Raw genomic sequence first — 19,593 nt, forward strand, 5'->3', positions numbered from 1 at the left:
GGAAGACGTAAAAATCAGGGTGATAGGCGTAGAGAACGCGTCAAGAATGTCCTGAACGGTCGGCTCCCGGATTTCCTGGTCATATACCACTGTTCCAACGGTCAGTGGATGGCGAGGTGCCGGGCTGGAAGCTGGTGATCGCGTTGGCGCGCGGGCGGTTGCGGATATATCTGGGGGCCGCGCCCGGAGTGGGCAAGACCTACGCGATGCTGAGCGAGGGCCGCAGGGCCCTGCGCCGGGGCCGGGACGTCGTGGCCGGGTTCGTGGAGACGCACGGACGGGCGAACACCGCCGCCCTGCTGGAGGGCATCGAGACCATCCCACGCAGACGCATGGTCCACCGGGGCGCCACCTTCACCGAACTCGACCTCGACGCGGTGATCGCCCGCCGGCCCAGGATCGCGCTGATCGACGAGCTGGCGCACACCAACGTGCCCGGCGCGCGCAACGCCAAGCGATGGCAGGACGTGGAGGAGATCCTGGACGCCGGCATCGACGTCATCTCCACCGTCAACGTCCAGCACCTGGAGTCGGTCAACGACGTCGTGGAACGGATCACCGGGGTGCCGCAGCGCGAGACGGTGCCGGACGAGGTGGTGCGCCGCGCCGATCAGATCGAGCTGGTGGACATGTCGCCCGAGGCGCTGCGCAGGCGGCTGGCGCACGGCAACGTGTACACGCCGGAGAAGGTGGACGCCGCCCTGTCGAACTACTTCCGGGTGGGAAACCTGACCGCGTTGCGCGAGCTGGCCCTGCTGTGGGTCGCGGGAAGAGTCGACGAGCAGCTCGAACGCTACCGGGCCGAGCACGGCATCGGCGGCACCTGGGAGGCCCGCGAGCGGGTGGTGGTGGCGCTGACCGGCGGGCCGGAAAGCGACATCCTGATCCGTCGCGCGGCGCGGATCGCCGCGCGCACCAAGGGGGCCGACCTGCTGGCCGTACACGTCACCCGATCCGACGGCCTGTCCGGCGGAGGGGACGGCGCCGACCTGGCCCGCCAGCGCACCCTGGTGGAGAGCCTGGGCGGCACCTACCACCAGGTCGTCGGCGACGACGTCCCGGACGCCCTGCTGGACTTCGCCCGCGGAGTCAACGCCACCCAGCTCGTGCTGGGCGCCTCCCGGCGCGGCCGGTTCGCCCAGGTGCTCGCCCCGGGCGTGGGTGTGGAGACGACGGCCAGATCCGGGCCCATCGACGTGCACATGGTCACGCATCCCGAGGCGCGGCAGGGACGGCGCAGGCGGTCCCGCTCGCGCGCCGCGCTGACGCGCAAGCGGCGCGCCGTCGGCTGGGCGGTGGCGTTGGCGGGCGCCCCGGCGCTGACGGCCACGCTCCTGCCGTTCCGGGACGTGCTCGCGCTGCCGAGCGAGATCCTGATGTTCCTGCTGCTCGTGGTCGGCGTCGCACTGGCCGGCGGGCTGTGGCCGGCGCTGACCGCCGCGATCGGAGGCTCACTGCTGCTGAACTACTTCTTCACCATGCCGTTGCACGAGTTCACCATCGCCGCCCCGGACAACCTCTTCGCGCTGATCGTGTTCGTGGTGGTGGCCGCGGCGGTGAGCGCGATCGTGGATCTGGCCGCCCGGCGTACCCGGGAGGCGGCGCACGCCACCGCCGACGCCGAACTGCTGTCCACCCTGGCCGGGCACGTGCTGCGCGGCGAGGCGGCCCTGTCCTCGCTGCTGGACCGGATGCGCGAGACGTTCAACCTGGCCTCGGTGACGCTGCTGGAGCGCAGGCCCGGCACGGTGCAGGGGCCGGACGACCAGTCCGACCCCGACGCGTGGCGGATCGTGGCCACGTCCGGCGGCCCCCCGTGCACGTCCCCCGGAGCGGGCGACACCGACGTGGTCATCGACGACAATCTGATGCTGGCCGCGCGGGGGCGGCTGCTGGCGGCGTCGGACCGGCGGGTGCTGGAGGCGTTCGCCGCCGAGGCGGCCGTGGCCCTGCGCCAGGAACGCCTCGCCCGGGAGGCCGAGCAGGCCCGGCCGCTGGCCGAGGCGGACAAGATGCGCACGGCGCTGCTTGCCGCGGTCAGCCACGACCTGCGTACGCCGCTGGCCTCGGCCAAAGCCGCCGTGGAGAGCCTGCGCGCCCGCGATGTCGACTGGTCGCCCGACGACCGGGAGGAACTGCTCGCGACGGCCGACGAGTCGCTGGGCCGGCTGGACCGGCTGGTCGCGAACCTGCTGGACATGAGCCGGTTGCAGGCCGGCGTGCTCGGAGCGGCCCGGCAGCCGGTGGCGCTTGAGGAGGTCGTGCCGCGCGCGGCGGACGATCTGGGCACGGCGCGGGGGAGGATTCTGACCGAGGTCTCGATGGACCTGCCCGAGGTGCTGGCCGACCCGGTGCTGCTGGAGCGAGTGCTGGTCAACCTGATGTCCAACGCCGTGCGTTACTCGCCGCAGGACACCCGCATCCTGGTCACCGCGAGCCGGCACGGCGCCCACCTGGAGATCCGGATCATCGATCGCGGACCGGGCGTCCCACCGGAGGCGCACGAGCGGATCTTCCTGCCGTTCCAGCGGCTCGGCGACCGGGACACCCATGTGGGCGTGGGCCTGGGCCTGGCGCTCTCCCGCGGGCTGACCGAGGCGATGGGCGGCACACTGGTGCCGGAGGAGACCCCTGGCGGAGGGCTGACGATGATCCTCACCTTGCCGATCGCCGACGAGGCGGTCGCCGAAGAGGCGGAGCGGGGGCGGACGTCCGCGTGACCCGCATCCTGATCGTGGACGACGAGCCGCAGATCCTGCGGGCGCTGCGGATCAACCTCGCCGCCCGGCACTACGAGGTGGAGGTGGCCGCCGACGGCGCCGCGGCGCTGCGCAAGGCCGCCGACACCCACCCCGACCTCGTGCTGCTCGACCTCGGCCTTCCCGACATGGACGGCGTGGACGTCATCCACGGGCTGCGCGGCTGGAGCACCGTCCCCATCGTCGTGCTCTCCGGCCGCGCGGGCAGCCAGGACAAGGTGGACGCCCTGGACGCCGGCGCCGACGACTACGTCACCAAGCCGTTCGGCATCGACGAACTCCTGGCCCGCGTGCGCGCGGTGTCCCGCCGCGCCGCCATGACCGAGGCCGAGACGGCGCGGGTCCAGATCGGCGACCACCTGGTGGACCTGGTGGCCAAGTCGGTCTCCGGCGGCGTACGGCTGACGCCCACCGAGTGGCACATGCTCGAACTGCTGATCCGCAACCCGGGCAAGCTGATCAGCCAGCGGCAGATGCTGACCGAGGTATGGGGAGCGCAGTACGTCCGCCAGTCGCACTACCTGCGGCAGTACATGGCCCAGCTCCGGCGCAAGCTGGAGCGGGATCCGGCCCGTCCCCGTCATCTCATCACCGAGCCGGGAATGGGGTACCGATTCCTTCCCTGAGCTCCCCGCTCGGCTCCGCTGTCGGCTCCGCCGGACGACACCGTGTGTGACACGCTTCGCACCACGAGATGTTGGGTGTGACTTTTCAGATCAGCTCTATATATGGTGTTCCCTGCAGCCGGTTCGGTTACCCAGCCAGGGTGGCCGAGGCAAGAGGGAACCCGGTGGAAATCCGGGACTGCCCCGCAGCGGTGAGTGGGAACGACCGCCGTCAAACGCACTGGGCCAAGGGCCTGGGAAGCGACGGCCAGTAGGCAGCGAGCAGCACGCCCACGAGTCCGAAGACCTGCCGGCCGCGGCCGTACACGATCCACCGTGTGCGGTGGCTCCGAGGCCGCGCGGGACGGCCGACGGCACCGGGCGCGAGGGCTGTGCGGTCCCTTGCCGGAGCCTCCTGCGCGTGTTCTCGGTCATGACCGAGTTCACGAGGGGAGAGCGCAGTGACGGTCACCGGGGATCCGACCACCGACCCGGCCGAGGCGACGCCGGAGAATCCCGCCGCGCCCGCGCCGCGGCGGGTCCAGATGCACGTGCGCAAGCGCAACGGCACGACCGAGCCGGTCGACGTCAACAAGATCGTACGTGCGGTGGGACGCTGGGCCGACGATCTGACCGACATCGACCCGATGCGGGTGGCCACCAAGACGATCAGCGGCCTGTACGACGGGGCCACCACCGCCGAGCTGGACCGGCTGTCGATCCAGACGGCCGCCGAGTTGATCGGCGAGGAACCGCAGTACTCGCGCCTGGCCGCGCGGCTGCTGTCCGGCTACATCGACAAGGAGGTCCGCGGCCAGGGGGTGGCCTCCTTCAGCCAGTCGATCCGGCTGGGCCACGCCGAGGGGCTCATCGGCGACGAGACCGCGACGTTCGTCGCCGCCAACGCGCGTAAGCTCGACGACGCCATCGACCTCTCCGCCGACCTGCGGTTCGAGTACTTCGGGCTGCGCACGGTCTACGACCGCTACCTGCTGCGGCATCCGTCCACCCGGCTGGTGGTGGAGACGCCGCAGTACTGGCTGCTGCGCGTGGCGTGCGGGCTGGCCGAGACGCCCGCCGAGGCCATCGGCTTCTACCGGCTGATGTCGTCGCTGGCCTACCTGCCGAGCTCCCCGACGTTGTTCAACTCCGGCACGCGACACACCCAGATGTCGTCCTGCTACCTGGTCGACTCGCCCCGTGACGAGATCGGCTCCATCTACGAGCGCTACGCGCAGGTGGCGCAACTGTCGAAGTTCGCCGGCGGGATCGGCATCGCCTGGTCCCGGGTCCGTTCCCGGGGCGCGCTGATCCGCGGCACCAACGGCCACTCCAACGGCATCGTCCCGTGGCTGCGCACCCTCGACGCCTCCGTGGCCGCCGTCAACCAGGGCGGGCGCCGCAAGGGCGCGGCCTGCGTCTACCTGGAGCCCTGGCACCCGGACGTGGAGGAGTTCCTGGAGCTTCGCGACAACACCGGCGAGGACGCCCGCCGTACCCACAACCTCAACCTGGCCAACTGGATCCCCGACGAGTTCATGCGCCGCGTCGAGGCCGACGGCGTGTGGTCGCTGTTCGACCCCGACGAGCTCCCCGAACTGCCCGACCTCTGGGGTGAGGCGTTCGACGAGGCCTACCGCGCCGCCGAGCAGGCGGGACGGTACGTCCGGCAGGTCAGGGCCCGCGACCTGTACGCCAGGATGATGCGCACCCTCGCCCAGACCGGCAACGGCTGGATGACCTTCAAGGACGCCGCCAACCGCCTGTGCAACCAGGCGGCCGAGCCCGGCAACGTGGTGCACCTGTCCAACCTGTGCACCGAGATCATCGAAGTGTCCAGCGACGCCGAGACCGCGGTCTGCAACCTCGGCTCGGTCAACCTCGCCGCGCACCTGACCGTCGGCTCCGGGACGGCGGGCGTCGACTGGGAGCGGCTGCGCGCCACCGTCCGCACCGCGGTCACCTTCCTGGACCGCGTGATCGACATCAACTACTACCCCAGCGAGCAGGCGGCGGCGTCCAACCCGCGCTGGCGGCCGGTCGGGCTTGGCGTGATGGGCCTGCAGGACGTCTTCTTCGCGCTGCGCCTGCCCTTCGACTCGCCCGAGGCCAAGGAATTGTCCACCCGCGTCTCCGAGGAGATCTACCTGTCGGCGCTGGAGACCTCCGCCGCCCTGGCCGAGCGTTTCGGCGCCCACCCCGCCTACGACCAGACGTGGGCGGCGCGCGGCCGGCTCCACCACGACCTTTGGGGTGAGAGCGGCACCCAGACCGAGCGCTGGAACGCGGTGCGCGAGCGGATCGCCGCCCACGGCCTGCGCAACTCGCTGCTGATCGCGATCGCTCCCACCGCCACCATCGCCTCGATCGTCGGCGCCTACGAGTGCATCGAGCCGCAGGTGTCCAACCTCTTCAAACGTGAGACCCTCAGCGGCGAGTTCCTGCAGATCAACAACGCGCTGGTGGCCGAGCTCAAGACGCGCGGCCTGTGGAACGAGCGCGTCCGAGCGGCCATCAAGCAGGCCGAGGGCTCGGTGCAGGGCATCGCCGAGCTCCCGGAGGACGTGCGCCGGTTGTTCCGCACCGCGTGGGAGCTGCCGCAGCGCGCGCTGATCGACATGGCCGCCGCGCGTGCGCCGTACATCGACCAGAGCCAGTCGCTCAACCTCTTCATGAGCGCCCCGACGATCGACAAGCTCTCCTCGATGTACCTGTACGCCTGGAAGTCCGGGCTGAAGACCACCTACTACCTGCGCTCGCGCCCGGCCACCCGCATTCAGCAGGCCACCGTCCCCGTCGCGAACAAGTCCGAGGACGCCCTCGCCTGCTCGCTGGAGAACCCCGAGTCCTGCGAAGCCTGCCAGTAACCCGCCGCGACCGTTCGGAGACCCTGATGCTGCTCGATCCTGGCATGAGCCTGACCCTGCGCCCCATGCGCTACCCGCTGTTCTTCGACCGCTACCGCGACGCGATCAAGAACACCTGGACCGTGGAGGAGGTGGACCTGTACTCCGACCTCAAGGACCTGCCGAAACTGTCACCGGCCGAACGCCACCTGGTCAGCCGCCTGGTCGCCTTCTTCGCCACCGGCGACACGATCGTCGCCAACAACCTGGTGCTCAACCTCTACCAGCACATCAACGCCCCCGAGGCACGCCTGTACCTGTCGCGGCAGCTCTTCGAGGAGGCCGTGCACGTCCAGTTCTACCTGAACCTGCTCGACACCTACGTCCCCGACGAGCGGGAGCGCTTCGAGGCGTTCGCGGCCGTGGAGAACATCCCCTCCATCCGGCGCAAGGCCGAGTTCTGCTTCCGCTGGATCGACTCCATCGGCGACCTGCGGCGGCTGGAGACCCGCGACGACCGCCGCGCCTTCCTGCTCAACCTCATCTGCTTCGCCGCCTGCATCGAGGGCCTGTTCTTCTACGGCGCCTTCGCCTACGTCTACTTCCTGCGCTCCCGCGGCCTGCTGAACGGGCTGGCCTCGGGCACCAACTGGGTCTTCCGCGACGAGTCCATGCACATGGCCTTCGCCTTCGACGTGGTCGACGTCGTACGCCAGGAGGAGCCGGACCTCTTCGACGAGAAGATGGCCGGCCAGGTCAGACAGATGCTCGCCGAGGCGGTGGCGTGCGAGGCCCAGTTCGCCGAGGACCTGCTCGGCCAGGGCGTTCCGGGCATGTCGATCGCGGACATGCGCTCCTACCTGGAGCATGTGGCCGACCGCCGACTGGCCCAGCTCGACATCGAGCCGCTGTACGGGTCGAAGAACCCGTTCGCCTTCATGGAACTGCAGGACGTCCAGGAGCTGTCGAACTTCTTCGAACGCCGCGTCTCGGCGTACCAGGTGGGGGTGACCGGCTCGGTCAGCTTCGACTCCGACTTCTGATATCACGGGGCGGGCCCCGGGCCGGCGCGGCCCGGGGCCCGCGTCCCGCCGATCGCCATGGCTCGGCGTGTGCCGCTGAGCACGGCCCGGCTGGAGCGAGGTCACAGAGGATGACATGGAGGGTTTTCCTCTTCTCCTCCGCCGAACGGCATGGGATGGGGGGCCGTACGGCCGCGGCTCGGGTCGCCGCGGCCGTACGCCGGAGGCTCAGCGGATCTCGGCGCGCAGGCGGCGGGCTACATCGACCATGGTGCGCAGGGCGGCCTCGGTCTCGGCGTAGCCGCGGGTTTTCAGGCCGCAGTCGGGGTTGACCCACAGCAGGCCGGGGTCCACCGAGGCGACGGCGGTGCGCAGCGCGGCCTCGATCTCCTCGGCCGTCGGCACCTGGGGGGAGTGGATGTCGTACACCCCCGGCCCGATGCCGCGCCGATAGCCGGCAGAGCGCAGCTCGTCCAGCAGTTCCATGCGGGAGCGGGCCGCCTCGACGCTGGTGACGTCGGCGTCGAGCTCGCCGATGGCGTCGATGATCTCGCCGAACTCGGCGTAGCACATGTGGGTGTGGATCTGGGTGGTGTCGGCGACGCCTCCGGTGGCCAGCCGGAACGCGCCGATGGCCCAGGCGAGGTAGTCCCGGTGGGCGGCCCGGCGCAGCGGGAGCAGCTCGCGCAGCGCGGGCTCGTCGACCTGGATGATGCGGATCCCGGCGGCCTCCAGGTCGCGGATCTCGTCGCGTAGCGCCAGCGCGACCTGCCGCGCGGTGTCGGCCCGTGGCTGGTCGTCGCGGACGAACGACCACGCCAGCATGGTCACCGGGCCGGTCAGGATGCCCTTGACCGGTCGTTTCGTACGGGACTGCGCATAGGTGACCCACTTCACCGTCATGGGCGCGGGCCGGGAGACGTCGCCGTGCAGGATCGGCGGGCGCACGTACCGGGTGCCGTAGGACTGCACCCAGCCGTGCTCGGTGGTCGCGTAGCCGTCGAGCAACTCGGCGAAGTACTGCACCATGTCGTTGCGTTCCGGCTCGCCGTGCACCAGCACGTCCAGACCCACGTCCTCCTGAAGGGCGATCACCCGGTCGATCTCGGCGCGCATCCGCCGCTCGTACTCGGCCTGGTCGATCGTTCCGGCCCGCAGCTCGGCGCGGGCCCGCCGGACGTCGCCGGTCTGCGGGAACGACCCGATGGTCGTGGTGGCCAGGACGGGCAGGCCCAGACCGGCCCGCTGCGCGGCACGGCGACGTTCGAACGGGGAGCGCGACGTGCCCTGTCCCAGCGCCTCCAGCCGAGCCCGCACCCGCGCGTCCACGACGCGCTTCACCCGCGTCGCGGGTCTCGTTCTGTGCCCTTCGCGCAGCGCCCGGCCGATCGCCGTCACCTCGGCGGTCTTCTGCCGGGCGAAGGCCAGCCTCTCCCGTAGACGCGGGTCCAGGCCCGTCTCGGCGTCCAGGTCCAGCGGGACGTGCATCAGCGAGCAGGAGGTGCTCACCACCAGCCGGTCGGTGAGCCCGAGCAGGGTCGCGCACAACGACACCGCCCTGTCGACGTCGGCCCGCCACACGTTGCGGCCGTCCACGACCCCGGCGACCAGCGTCTTGCCCGGCAGGCCGCCCGCCGCGGCCAGCGTCTCAAGGTTGCCCGGCCCCGCCACGAAGTCCAGGCCGATCGACTCCACCCGGGTTCTCGCCAGCACCTCCAGCGCGTCGCCGATCTCGCCGAAGTATGTCGCCACCAGCAGCCGTGGCCGGCTGGGCAGCGCCCCCAGGCGCCGGTAGACGCGCCGCAGCGCGGCCAGTTCCCCGGCGGTACGGTCGGCGGCCAGCACCGGCTCGTCCAGTTGCACCTCGGCCACGCCGGCGCCGGACATCCGCTCCAGCAGCTCGGCGTACACCTCCGTCAGCTCGTCCACCAGTTCCAGCGGGGCGAATCCCGGCACGGCCGGCTTGGCCAGCAGCAGGTAGGTCAGCGGGCCGACCAGCACCGGGCGGGTCCGGATCCCCAGCGCGGCGGCCTCGGCGTACTCGCTCAGCGGTTTGCGCCAGTCCGGCCGGAACCGGGTGGCAGGCCCCAGCTCAGGGACCAGATAGTGGTAGTTGGTGTCGAACCATTTGGTCATCTCCAGCGGCGGCACCCCGTCTGTCCCTCGCGCCATCGCGAAGTACGGGTCGTCCAGGCCGGCGAACCGCTCAGGTGTCGCGCCCAGCATGACGGTGGTGTCCAGCACGTGGTCGTACAGCGAGAAGACGTTGGACGGGACGGCGTCCAGCCCGGCTTCGGCCATCTGTCGCCACATCTGCCGCCGCACCTCGGCGGCGACCTCCTCCAGCCGACCGGCGTCGGCGCGACCGGCCCAGTGATCCTCGATCGCCCGCTTCAGCTCCCGGCCGGTGCCGATGCGGGGATACCCCAAAACGGTCGTGGTGACCTGACTCATGGCGTCCTTCCCTCGACTGTGCCATGCCGGTCCACAGGCATCGGGAAAGGCCGCCACCGGTCCTCCCGCGAGACCATGGACCACCGCGCGCCACACGGGACGCACGGGCGGCGGGCAGGTCTTCGGACTCGTGGGCGTCGTGCTCGTTCCTACTGGCCGTCGCTTCCCAGACGGACATCCCGTCCAGTGCTCATGACGGCGGTCGTTCCCACTCACCGCTGCGGGGCAGTCCCGGAATTCCACCGGGTTCCCTCTTACGACGCCCGCCGCCGCACGGCGCCGGGCGAACCAACCGCGCCGCCAGCATAACCCCCCGATTCGGCCCGGCGACATCGGCCTGGCCCGAAGCGCCGCCTGATCGCCGCCGCGCGACAGGGCCGCCGGCCCCGGACCGGACGGCCGATCCGCCGCTGGTGGCGGAAGGGCCCTCGTGTCATGATGGCGCAAAGGCGAGCGCGGACGAGGAAGCCGGTGTGAGACCGGCGCGGTCCCGCCACTGTGATCGGCGAGCGGATCCCCACTGAGCCACTGCCCCTGGGGGTGGGAAGGCGGGGACGAGCATCGACCCGAGAGCCAGGAGACTCACGCGGTCGCCTCCTCAATGAACTGGGGCGGATCTCCCCGGAGAGGAGCGGATCGGCGTGCCCGACGAGCCGAGGGAACGTGCCATGTGCCCGTGGCGCGCGGTTGCCGCATGGGCGGGCGCCCGGTGGCCTTCGTCGTGCGACTCCCCCCGCATGCCGGTAGTGCCGCCCCGTTGTGCACATCCCGTGAGAGGAACCGTCCATGACGGGCAGACGTCCCCTGTCCCTGCTGCTCGCCCTGCTGTCCGCTCTCATCTCCGCCGCGCTGGTCGCCGCCTGCGGAGCCGCTCCCACTGATGACGCGACCACCGGCCGGGCGACCGCCCCGGCCACGGACTCCGCGCCTGCCGCGGGATTCCCGGTCACCATCGACAACTGCGGTGTCACCACAACGTACGAGAGTCCGCCGCGGCGGGCGGTGTCGATCAACCAGCACGCCACCGAGGTGATGCTCGCGCTCGGCCTGGAGCAGTCGATGATCGGCACCGCCTACCTCGACGACAAAATTCTGCCCGAGTACCAGGCGGCGTACGACGGCGTGAAGGTGCTGGCCAAGGAGAACCCCTCCTACGAGGCGCTGCTGGCCGAGGAGCCCGACTTCGTGTACGGCGGCTTCGCCAGCGCCTTCGACGCGAAGGAGGGCCGCGCTCGTGACGCGCTGGGCAAGGCCGGCATCAAGACCTACCTGAACATCGAGGAGTGCCCGAGCGGCCCGGTGACCATGCCCATGATGGACCAGGAGATCCGCAACGTCGCCAAGATCTTCGGCGTGCCGGATCGGGCCGAGAAGCTCATCGCACGACTGCGCGCCCCCTTGAGCGAGGTCCAGGAGAAGCTCGCCGGAGTGACGCCGGTCAAGCTGTTCGTTTACGACAGCGGTGATAAGACCGCGTTCACCGCCGGCGGCAAGGGCATCGGCAACGAGATCATCAAGGCGGCGGGCGCCGAGAACGTGTTCGCCGACGTGGATAAGGCGTGGGGCGACGTGTCGTTCGAGCAGGTGGCCGAGCGGGCGCCCGAGTGGATCGTCATCTACGACTACGGCGACCAGCCGGTGGCCGACAAGAAGAAGTTCCTCTTGTCGAATCCGGCGCTCGCGGACGTACCGGCGATCAAGGAGGAGCGGTTCGCGGTGCTGCCGCTGTCGTCGGCGGTGCTCGGCGTGCGGGTGCCGTCGGCGGTGGACTCGCTGGCCCGCCAGATCCACGCGGACAAGTTCAAGTGAGTGAGCTTACCGAGGCGGCGCGGGGCGTCGACGCGCCGGCCGCCGTCGCGCTGCCGCCGCGGCGGCCGGGGCCGCCGTATCCGCTCGTGATCGGGCTGCTCGTGCTGCTGCTGGCCGCGGCGGGCACGGCGGGCATCGCGGCCGGGTCGATCAGCCTGCCGGCCGGGCAGGTGTGGGGGATTTTGCTGCACCGTATCCATCCGGCGCTGGCCGACCAGGTCTGGACCCCGGTGCGGGAGACCATCGTCATGGACGTGCGGCTGCCGCGCGTGCTGCTGTGCGGGGTCATCGGGGCGGGCCTGTCGGTCTGCGGGATGGCGCTGCAGGCCCTGGTGCGCAACCCGCTGGCCGATCCGATGTTGCTGGGCGTCTCCTCGGGCGCCAGCGTCGGTGCGGTGGGCGTGGTGGTGTTCAACCTGACGCTGTTCGGGGCGTTCTCGCTGCCGTTCGCCGCGTTCGCCGGGGCGCTGGCCGCGCTGGTCGCCGTCTACTTCCTGGCCAGGTCGGGCGGGCGGATGACGACGGTGCGGCTGGTGCTCGCCGGGGTGGCGACCGCCGAGGTGCTGTCGGCCGTCGCCAGCTTCCTGGTGGTGACCTCCGGCGATCCGCACAAGGCGCAGTCGGCGGTGCGCTGGATGCTCGGGGGCCTGGCGGGCACCACCTGGGCGATGGTGGGCGTGCCCGCTGCGGCCGTCCTGCTGGGCACCGCCGTGCTCCTCGGCGTCAGCCGTCCGCTGAACCTGCTGCTGGCCGGGGAGGAGGCGGCCGCCTCGCTGGGACTGGACGTGCACCGCTTCCGGGCGGCGTTGTTCGTGCTGGTCGCCATGGTGATCGGGACCGTCGTCGCGGTTAGCGGGACCATCGGGTTCGTCGGGCTGATCATGCCCCATGTGGTGCGGTTGCTCGTCGGCGCCGACCATCGGCGGGCGCTGCCGGCCACCGCGCTGCTCGGGGCGGCGTTCCTCATCCTGGCGGATCTGTTCGCGCGGACTCTGATCACGCCCGAGGAGATCCCGGTGGGGATCGTCACGGCCCTGGTCGGCGGGCCGTTCTTCCTATGGCTGATGAGGAGGCGGGCGCGGTGACGGCGCGGGCGGCCGAGCTGGCCGTACGAGAGGTGTCGGTGCGCGTCGGCGGCAAGGATCTCGTGCGCGGGGTGAGCCTGGACGTGGCGCCTGGTGAGGTGCTCGGGCTGGTTGGTCCCAATGGCGCGGGCAAGTCGACTCTGTTGCGCACGCTCTACCGGGCCCGGCGGCCCACCTCCGGCCGGGTGCTGCTCGACGGGCAGGACGTGTGGCGGATGCCGGGCAGGTGGCTGGCCCGGCGGCTGGCCGCGGTCCTGCAGGAGACCGGCGGCGACTTCGACCTGACCGTCTACGACGTGGTGGCCATGGGTCGCACCCCGCACAAGCGGGCGTTCGCCGGCGACGACGCCGACGACCGGACGATCATCGCCGAGGCCCTGGAACGGCTCGACGTGGCCGGGCTGGCCTATGCGCCCTTCGACCGGTTGTCGGGCGGCGAGAAGCAGCGGGTGCTGATCGCGCGGGCGCTGGCGCAGCGGCCGGGCACGATGGTGCTGGACGAGCCGACCAACCATCTGGACCTGCGCCACCAGTTCGACGCGCTGCGTCTGGTGCGCGGGCTCGGGGTCACCACGGTGGTCGCGTTGCACGATCTCAACCTCGCCGCCGCGTTCTGCGACCGGATCTGCGTGATGCACGGCGGCGAGGTGGTGGCGCTTGGCACCCCGCGCCAGGTGCTGACGCCCGCCCTGCTCGCGGACGTCTACCGGGTCGAGGCCGAGGTCACCCCGCATCCGGAGACCGGCATCCCCCATGTGATTGTGAAAACCGGAGGGGGTGACGCCGCGAACTGAAGACCCCGCGCGATTGGCCGGACGCCGTCCCGGTGTTGTCGTCACGCGCTTCAAAGGAATTGGAGTCCCGCGACCAGGTAATGGTTTCGACCGGCGCCTCCGGAAACGATCGCCGCATCCTTTGGCGATTTGGCCGCATTCGGGTCATTCATTACTGTTCATGGCGGCGGCGCGAGCGGCCGGCGCAACGTGAACTCCGGGTACGGACGAGCGGGCTGCTCGGCCGCAGCGGGCCGGCCGAAAAGGGTACGCTCGCCGAGCCGAAACTGGCATTTCGGCGCACCACATGCTGCCTTCATCGCCGGGTGCCTGACGGGATCAAATGCGACTACTGCGCAGCGCTTCCAAAATCAATTCCTTGAAGTCGCGACGCTTCCGTGCTTCAGTAGTTGCCATAGACTAGCAACTGCATATCACTTGCAGTAGTGCGTGATATGCACGGCCGAAGGAGGACACACATGAGGCACGCCGGTTTCGCCGAGCCCGAGGACCTGCAGTCCTGCGTGAAGTCCCACACCCCCGCGGTGGACGCGCCGTTCGAGTGGCGTGAGGAAGAGGACGACGAGTAGCCGCCGTCGGCGGTACGGCCGGGGCCCTCGCCGGTCCCGGCCCCCGGGGGAACGACGGCCGGCCATGACGGCCGTCCACGATGGCCACAGGTGAGAGGAGCCGCGTGCGACGACCCCGCCCACTGGTAGACGAGGAACTCGGGCTGATCAGCAGGATCCGGCGGGATCGGCCGCGCGCCCCGGTCGTCCCGAGCATGATCTCCTACTCCGCCTACCCGGCGAGCCACCCGGATACGGCGTCCGTCCACCAGGTGACCGGCGGTGCGAGCCTGGGCGACGACGACGCGGCGCGCAAGGCCGCGATCGGCGAGGCGGTCGAACGCCACTGCGCCGACCACGTCCCCGATGGGCTGATCCGTGCCGGGTTCCGCACGCTGGCCGAGCCCGCCGTCGATCCCCGGACGTTCGCCCTCTACTCCAAGGGCCAGTACGAGGCGCGGGGCTTCCCGTTCACGCCGATGACGGCGGATCTGGAGATCGCCTGGACCGCCGCCGAGGACCTGGACGGCGGACGCGTCCTGGTGCCCGCCTCGCTGACGTACGTCAACTACTTCCGCGGCCCGCGCCGGGAGGAGCCGCCGACGAACTACCCCGTGCTGGCCGGGACGGCGGCCGCCGACTCGCCGGAGCGGGCGCGCGAGGCCGCGCTGCGGGAGGTGCTGGAACGCGACGCGGTGACCTTGTGGTGGCACAGCGGCGCCCCGGCCTCCCCGCTTCCGGCGCCGGCCGAGGGCCCCTTGGCGACGGGGTTGCGGGAGGCCGCCGAGGCCGGGCTCGCGGTGTCGCTGCTGCGGGTGCCCTCGACGTTCGACGCGATGGTGGCCGCGGTCTTCGTGGAGGACCGGCGGCGCCGGGTCGTGGGGTTCGGCAGCGCCTGCCGGGCCACCGCCGAGGAGGCCGCCGCCAAGGCGTTCACCGAGGCGATCGGCACCTACGAGACCGGGCTCGAACTGCTCGACGGCGACGGCCCCTTCTGGCGCGGGGTCCGGTGCGGCGCGATCACCCGGCGGCCCTACCTGCCGTACCGCGAGGACCGGGCCTACCTGGACGATCTGCGGCACGGCTGGCGCGACCTGAACGACGTGCGCATGCACGTCCAGGTGTATCTCGACGAACGCCTGCAGGACGCCGTACTGGACCGGCTGCGCGTGCCGTCCGGGCCGCCGCTCCCGCCCGAAACCGTCGGACCGCTGCGGTCGCTCGCCGAGCAGGGGCTGCGCGTGTACGCGGTGGACCTGACGACGCGGGACGTGCGGGCGGCGGGGCTGAGCGTGGTCCGGGTGCTGGTGCCGGGCCTGTACGGCAGCGCCCCGGCGGCTTTCCCGCTCCTCGGCGGAAACCGGCTGGCGGCCGAGCCCGTCGCGCGTGGCTGGGTGCCGGGGCCGCTCACCGAGGACGCCCTTGTGCTGCGGCCCCTGCCGTTCGCCTGATGACCGAGAGCACCACGAGCCGAACCGAAGGAGGGCGCATGCGGCTGGGACTGGCCATGGGCTACGGGGGTGAACCCATTGAGCAAATGCTCCCGGTGATCCGGCATGCCGAGCGGATCGGCGTCGACTCGGTGTGGAGCGTGGAGGAGTACGGCCCGGACGCCGTCAGCGTGCTGGGCTACCTGGCGGCCGTCACCGAACGCATTGAGCTGGGTACCGCGATCATGCAGATCCCGGCACGCACCCCCGCCGCGACGGCGATGACCGCGATGACTCTGGACGTGCTGTCGCACGGCCGGTTCCGGCTCGGGCTCGGGCTGTCGGTGCCCTGGATCGTCGAGGGCTGGCACGGCCTGCCGTACGAGCGCCCGCTCCGGCGTACCCGCGAGTACGTCGAGATCGTGCGCAAGGCCATCGCGCACGAGGAACGCGTACGGTACGAGGGCGAGATCTACACCCTCCCGTACACCGGGCCGGGGTCGACCGGCCGGGCCAGGCCGATCCGCTCGGAGATGACGCCGCTGCGCCCGCACGTGCCCGTCTACCTGGCCGCCATCGGTCCCCGCAATCTCGCCCTCACCGGTGAGATCGCCGACGGCTGGCTGGCGGGCATGTACGCCCCCGAGCATGAGACCGCCATTCTGGCCCCGCTGGAGGAGGGCATCGCGCGGGCGGGACGCTCCCCGGGCGAGGTGAGGATCTGCCCCATCGTCTACGTGGCCCGCGCCCGCACCGTCCAGGAGGGGCGGGACGGGCTGCGCCCGCTGTTCGCCCACCTGATCGGCGCGGCCGCCCCGGGCGTGCGCAACACCTACACCGACGTCGTCGCTCAGATGGGCTACGAAGGCGCGGCGCACGACGTACGCAAGCACTTCGCGGACGGCGACAAGGCGGCGGCCGCGGCGGCGGTGCCCGACCGGCTGCTGGACGAGGTGGCGCTGCTCGGCCCGATCGAGGCGATCGTCGAGCGGCTCGCGGCCTGGCGCGAGTCCCGGGTGGACACGCTCATCCTGCTCAGCCGGGACACCGAACTGCTGGAAGCCGCGCGGGCCGCCCTGTGAGCGAACCGGCGGCGGTCGGTGCGGCGCCGTCGGTGCGGCGGCTGTGGGCGCTCGCGGCGCCGCTGCTGGTGGCCGGGCTGACGCAGATCGTCGTCAACGTCGTCGACACGGTCCTGCTGGCCCGGTGGTCCGCCCAAGCGCTGGCCGCGTTCGCGCTGGCCGCCCCCGCCTATCTGATCGCCCTGGTGATCGTGCGGGGATGGGCGACGGCCGTACAGGTCAAGGTCGCCCACGCGCACGGAGCCGGGACGCCCGCGGCGGTGACCCGGGTGGCACGGGTGGGGCTGGCCGCCTCGATCGTCGCCGGGGCGATCATCGGCGCGGTCCTGTACGTCATCGCCGGACCGGTGCTGACGGTGCTGGGCGCGTCGGCCGAGCTCGCCGGGCCGGGCACGGCGTATCTGCGGGTGCTCGCCTTCGCGGTGCCGTTCGCCGCCGCGTCGTTCACGCTGCAGAGCGCCTGCGCGGGCGTCGGGGTGACGCGGGCCGCCATGTACAACGCGCTGCTGGTCAACGCGGTGAACCTGCCGCTGGGCCTACTACTGATCTTCGCGGCCGGGCTGGGCGTCGTCGGCGCGGCGATCGCCACCCTCGCGGCCACCGCGGCCGGCGCCGCGTTCCTGCTGGTACACGCCCGCGTCCGCCTGCCGCGCGTTCCCGCGGGCGGTGCCGGAACCGGCCGCGTGCTCCGCGGCCTGTGGGCCATCGGCTGGCCGGAGATGAGCGCGATGGGCGTCGGCTACGTCAACGAGGCGCTGCTCGCGGGCTTCGCGGCGCGGATGGGCACCTCCGAGCTGGCCGCCTACCGAATCGTGGACAACCTCCTGCTCATCGTCTTCACCGCGATGAACTCGGCCGCCGCCCCCATCACCATCCTCGCCGGGCACGAGCTGGGGGCGGGTGACCCGGCGCGGGCCGAGCTGTGGCGGCGCACCGGGGTCCGGCTGCTGCTGATCGTGTACGCGGTCCCGGCCGGCGGCATGCTGCCGCTGGGCCGTCCGCTGCTGTCGCTGGTCACCGAGAACGCCGAGATCGGCGCCCTGGCCTGGCAGGCGGTGCCGCTCGCCCTGCTGAGCATGGCGCCGATGGTGCTCGCCATGTCCTACGGCTGCCTCCTGCGTGCCAGGGGGGACACCCGGTCCGTGATGATCGCGAGCGTCGCGGGCGACTATCTGGTGCTCATCCCGCTGGCGTGGTTCCTCGGCGTACCGGGCGGGCTGGGGCTGCCGGGCCTCTATCTGGCATGGACCGCGTTCACCGTCGTGCTGGCCGCGCTGCTACGGCTTCGCGCCCGCCCTCGATCACGTCGCGAGCCGGCCGTACGCGCGGGATGACGCCCATCGCCCTGTCCGGGGCATGACGCCGTCCCTACGCACGCCGCGTCGGCCTCAGGATTCGCCGTCGGCCAACCGGGCCCGGATCCAGGGCACGCTCCGATCGAGGTGCCTGGCCAGACGCCTCAGGCTCCAACCTTCCGCTCGCCGCTCCCGGAGCCACTGACGCAGATCCGGGGTGCCGACCCGGTCGGCCGTTCGAGCGATGTTCGTGGCGACGCGCGATCGGCGTCCCGCGTCGGTGTTGACGCCCGATCCTCGCAGCGGCACACCGTGCTCGGTCAGCGCGCGGCGGAGGGTGGCTCTGCCCACGCCGAGCCGGCGTGCCAGTGCTTCCATGCTGCTCTGACGCTCGCCGTACAACGTGGCCAGGCCCTCCCCGACGTCGGAATAGCCCAGTTCGCGCAGCGCCTCCCGGAGGTTTTCACGTGCGGCGCGGGTACGGGTGGCCCTACCGGCTCGCAGTTCGTCCAACTGGGCGGCACGGCGCTGCGGGCTCGTCCGGCGGGCGAGTGTGTTGAGCACGCCGGTGCCGGCCAGTCGACGACCGGGTGCGAGGTTGTCGCGGGTGTGAGGTGAACTCTGGTAAACACGCCGTTGCGTGGCACTGCGCGCGCTGGAGTACTCGTACGACGACAGCGCCTTGGTGGCGAACAGGCCGAAGGCGGCGCGATAGTCGTCCGCGGTCAGGCCGTGAACCCGGACATGGCTGCCCAGCGCCCGGAACCAGCGCCCGCAGATATGGCACAGGACTCTGTCCGCCACCTCGTCGCGCACAAGTTGCCCCACAGGCGCGTGAAGCTTGGCGTTCACCTTGGGCTGCTGTTGCATACTCATGTGCCGACGATCACCAGCGTGCCGACGCCGTGTTCCTGGCAGGCGGCGACGGCCTTACGGGTGAGGACGTCGACCACGGCCTCCTGGAAGGAGGCGGCGACGTCCGGGACGGACAGGTCCGGATCCTGCTCGACCTGACGGGCGACGGCGCTCTTGAGCCCGGAGAAGGAGAAGTCGAGGCCCTGGCCGAGCATGGCGCGGGGAAAGGCGAACGCGTCGCGGTTCCCCTCGGCGGCCGCGCGACCGACCGCGGGACCGCCCGGATAAGCCAGGCCGAGGAGGCGTGCGACCTTGTCGAACGCCTCTCCCGCCGCGTCGTCGCGGGTTTCGCCCAGGTGCACGATCGGGTCGCGGGCCAGGTCGTTGAGCAGCAGCAGCGAGGTGTGGCCGCCGGAGACGATCAGCGTGACGGAGCGGGCCGGCGGTGGGCCGTGCTCCAGGGTGTCCGCGGCGACGTGCCCGGCCAGGTGGTGCACGCCGTACAGCGGCTTGCCCCAGCCGAACGCGAGTGCCTTGGCCGCGGCGAGCCCCGTTTGCAGCGCGGTCGACAGCCCCGGGCCGGCGGTGACCGCGATCGCGTCGATCTCGCCGGGCTCGATCCGTGCCTGCTCCATGGCCGAGCGCAGGCAGGGCACCAACGATTCCAGGTGCGCCCTGGCGGCGATCTCCGGCACGACGCCGCCGAACCGGGCGTGCTCCTCCATCGAACTGGCCAGCGCCGCGCCCAGAATGCGCCCATCGGCGACGATGCCGACGCCGGTCTCGTCGCACGAGGTCTCGATCCCCAGGACGGTGGCCACGTCCACTCCTTATCGCGAGTTTATTGCAACTACAAATGATAGGCGAGAACGGCCCAGCTTCCCGGCATGGGCGGTGACAGCTTCCGGACTCGCCCAGGGCCACCGCCCGCGGAGATGTGGCCCACCCGCCGCGGCATGCGCCGGACAAGCCGCGGCGTTGCCGATTAGGCCCCGCCGAATGGAGGGTC

Annotated in this window: 12 protein-coding genes, 1 pseudogene and 3 riboswitches; of the genes and pseudogenes, 10 read left to right on the plus strand and 3 right to left on the minus strand. The window is 71.5% G+C overall.

Translation table 11 applies throughout. The features are described from left to right. Positions 1 to 143 precede the first annotated feature (143 nt). The 4 genes from AB0K60_RS20905 (at position 144) to AB0K60_RS20920 (ending at position 7,253) form a co-directional block, all read left to right on the plus strand. Complete coding sequence (locus AB0K60_RS20905) at positions 144 to 2,720, plus strand: ATP-binding protein (RefSeq protein WP_364057629.1); 2,577 nt, start codon at positions 144 to 146, stop codon at positions 2,718 to 2,720. Beyond that, on the plus strand, positions 2,717 to 3,385 hold the full coding sequence (locus AB0K60_RS20910) for a response regulator (protein ID WP_364057237.1): 669 nt from the start codon (positions 2,717 to 2,719) through the stop codon (positions 3,383 to 3,385). Before AB0K60_RS20905 ends, AB0K60_RS20910 begins: the two co-directional genes overlap by 4 nt. Positions 3,386 to 3,487: 102 nt before the next feature. Beyond that, a riboswitch (cobalamin riboswitch) is annotated at positions 3,488 to 3,694 on the plus strand. 131 nt (positions 3,695 to 3,825) lie between these two features. Continuing rightward, positions 3,826 to 6,231 carry a ribonucleoside-diphosphate reductase subunit alpha gene (locus tag AB0K60_RS20915; protein ID WP_364057240.1) on the plus strand — a complete coding sequence of 802 codons (2,406 nt, stop codon included), beginning with the start codon at positions 3,826 to 3,828 and terminating at the stop codon, positions 6,229 to 6,231. A gap of 26 nt (positions 6,232 to 6,257) precedes the next feature. After that, positions 6,258 to 7,253: a ribonucleotide-diphosphate reductase subunit beta gene (locus tag AB0K60_RS20920; RefSeq protein ID WP_364057243.1), complete on the plus strand. Its 996-nt coding sequence runs from the start codon at positions 6,258 to 6,260 to the stop codon at positions 7,251 to 7,253. 207 nt (positions 7,254 to 7,460) lie between these two features. Here the strand turns inward: AB0K60_RS20920 and metE are convergent, their stop codons facing one another. Further along, the gene (gene metE, locus AB0K60_RS20925; protein WP_364057246.1) at positions 7,461 to 9,686 is read right to left on the minus strand and encodes a 5-methyltetrahydropteroyltriglutamate--homocysteine S-methyltransferase; all 2,226 of its coding nucleotides are present in this window, start codon (positions 9,684 to 9,686) and stop codon (positions 7,461 to 7,463) included. Positions 9,687 to 9,802: 116 nt separating this feature from the next. Next, a riboswitch (cobalamin riboswitch) is annotated at positions 9,803 to 9,943 on the minus strand. Positions 9,944 to 10,145: 202 nt separating this feature from the next. Beyond that, positions 10,146 to 10,270, plus strand: a riboswitch (cobalamin riboswitch). A gap of 202 nt (positions 10,271 to 10,472) precedes the next feature. Between metE and AB0K60_RS20930 the strand changes: the two genes are divergently transcribed. The 6 genes from AB0K60_RS20930 to AB0K60_RS20955 all read left to right on the plus strand — a co-directional run bounded on the left by AB0K60_RS20930 (position 10,473) and on the right by AB0K60_RS20955 (position 17,768). Then, the gene (locus tag AB0K60_RS20930; RefSeq protein ID WP_364057249.1) at positions 10,473 to 11,495 is read left to right on the plus strand and encodes an ABC transporter substrate-binding protein; all 1,023 of its coding nucleotides are present in this window, start codon (positions 10,473 to 10,475) and stop codon (positions 11,493 to 11,495) included. Next, the gene (locus AB0K60_RS20935) at positions 11,492 to 12,580 is read left to right on the plus strand and encodes an iron ABC transporter permease (protein WP_364057252.1); all 1,089 of its coding nucleotides are present in this window, start codon (positions 11,492 to 11,494) and stop codon (positions 12,578 to 12,580) included. Before AB0K60_RS20930 ends, AB0K60_RS20935 begins: the two co-directional genes overlap by 4 nt. Further along, complete coding sequence (locus AB0K60_RS20940; RefSeq protein ID WP_364057254.1) at positions 12,553 to 13,374, plus strand: ABC transporter ATP-binding protein; 822 nt, start codon at positions 12,553 to 12,555, stop codon at positions 13,372 to 13,374. The genes AB0K60_RS20935 and AB0K60_RS20940 overlap by 28 nt, the downstream gene beginning before the upstream one ends. 673 nt (positions 13,375 to 14,047) lie before the next feature. Further along, positions 14,048 to 15,373, plus strand: a complete 1,326-nt coding sequence (locus AB0K60_RS20945) for a YcaO-like family protein (protein ID WP_364057256.1) — start codon at positions 14,048 to 14,050, stop codon at positions 15,371 to 15,373. A 38-nt stretch (positions 15,374 to 15,411) separates the two neighbouring features. Beyond that, positions 15,412 to 16,434: an LLM class F420-dependent oxidoreductase gene (locus tag AB0K60_RS20950; protein WP_364057259.1), complete on the plus strand. Its 1,023-nt coding sequence runs from the start codon at positions 15,412 to 15,414 to the stop codon at positions 16,432 to 16,434. Further along, positions 16,431 to 17,768, plus strand: coding sequence for an MATE family efflux transporter (locus AB0K60_RS20955; RefSeq protein WP_364057262.1), 1,338 nt, complete (start codon positions 16,431 to 16,433; stop codon positions 17,766 to 17,768). Before AB0K60_RS20950 ends, AB0K60_RS20955 begins: the two co-directional genes overlap by 4 nt. Positions 17,769 to 17,822: 54 nt before the next feature. Here the strand turns inward: AB0K60_RS20955 and AB0K60_RS20960 are convergent, their stop codons facing one another. Together AB0K60_RS20960 and tsaD are read right to left on the minus strand one after the other, a co-directional pair. After that, on the minus strand, positions 17,823 to 18,605 hold the full coding sequence (locus tag AB0K60_RS20960; RefSeq protein ID WP_364057265.1) for a MucR family transcriptional regulator: 783 nt from the start codon (positions 18,603 to 18,605) through the stop codon (positions 17,823 to 17,825). 2 nt (positions 18,606 to 18,607) lie between these two features. After that, positions 18,608 to 19,411: pseudogene (gene tsaD, locus AB0K60_RS20965) on the minus strand (tRNA (adenosine(37)-N6)-threonylcarbamoyltransferase complex transferase subunit TsaD); the annotation flags it as partial. Between the last annotated feature and the right edge of the window lie 182 nt (positions 19,412 to 19,593).

Origin of the sequence: Thermopolyspora sp. NPDC052614, from assembly GCF_040678635.1 — a bacterium.
Classification (GTDB): Bacteria; Actinomycetota; Actinomycetes; order Streptosporangiales; family Streptosporangiaceae; genus Thermopolyspora.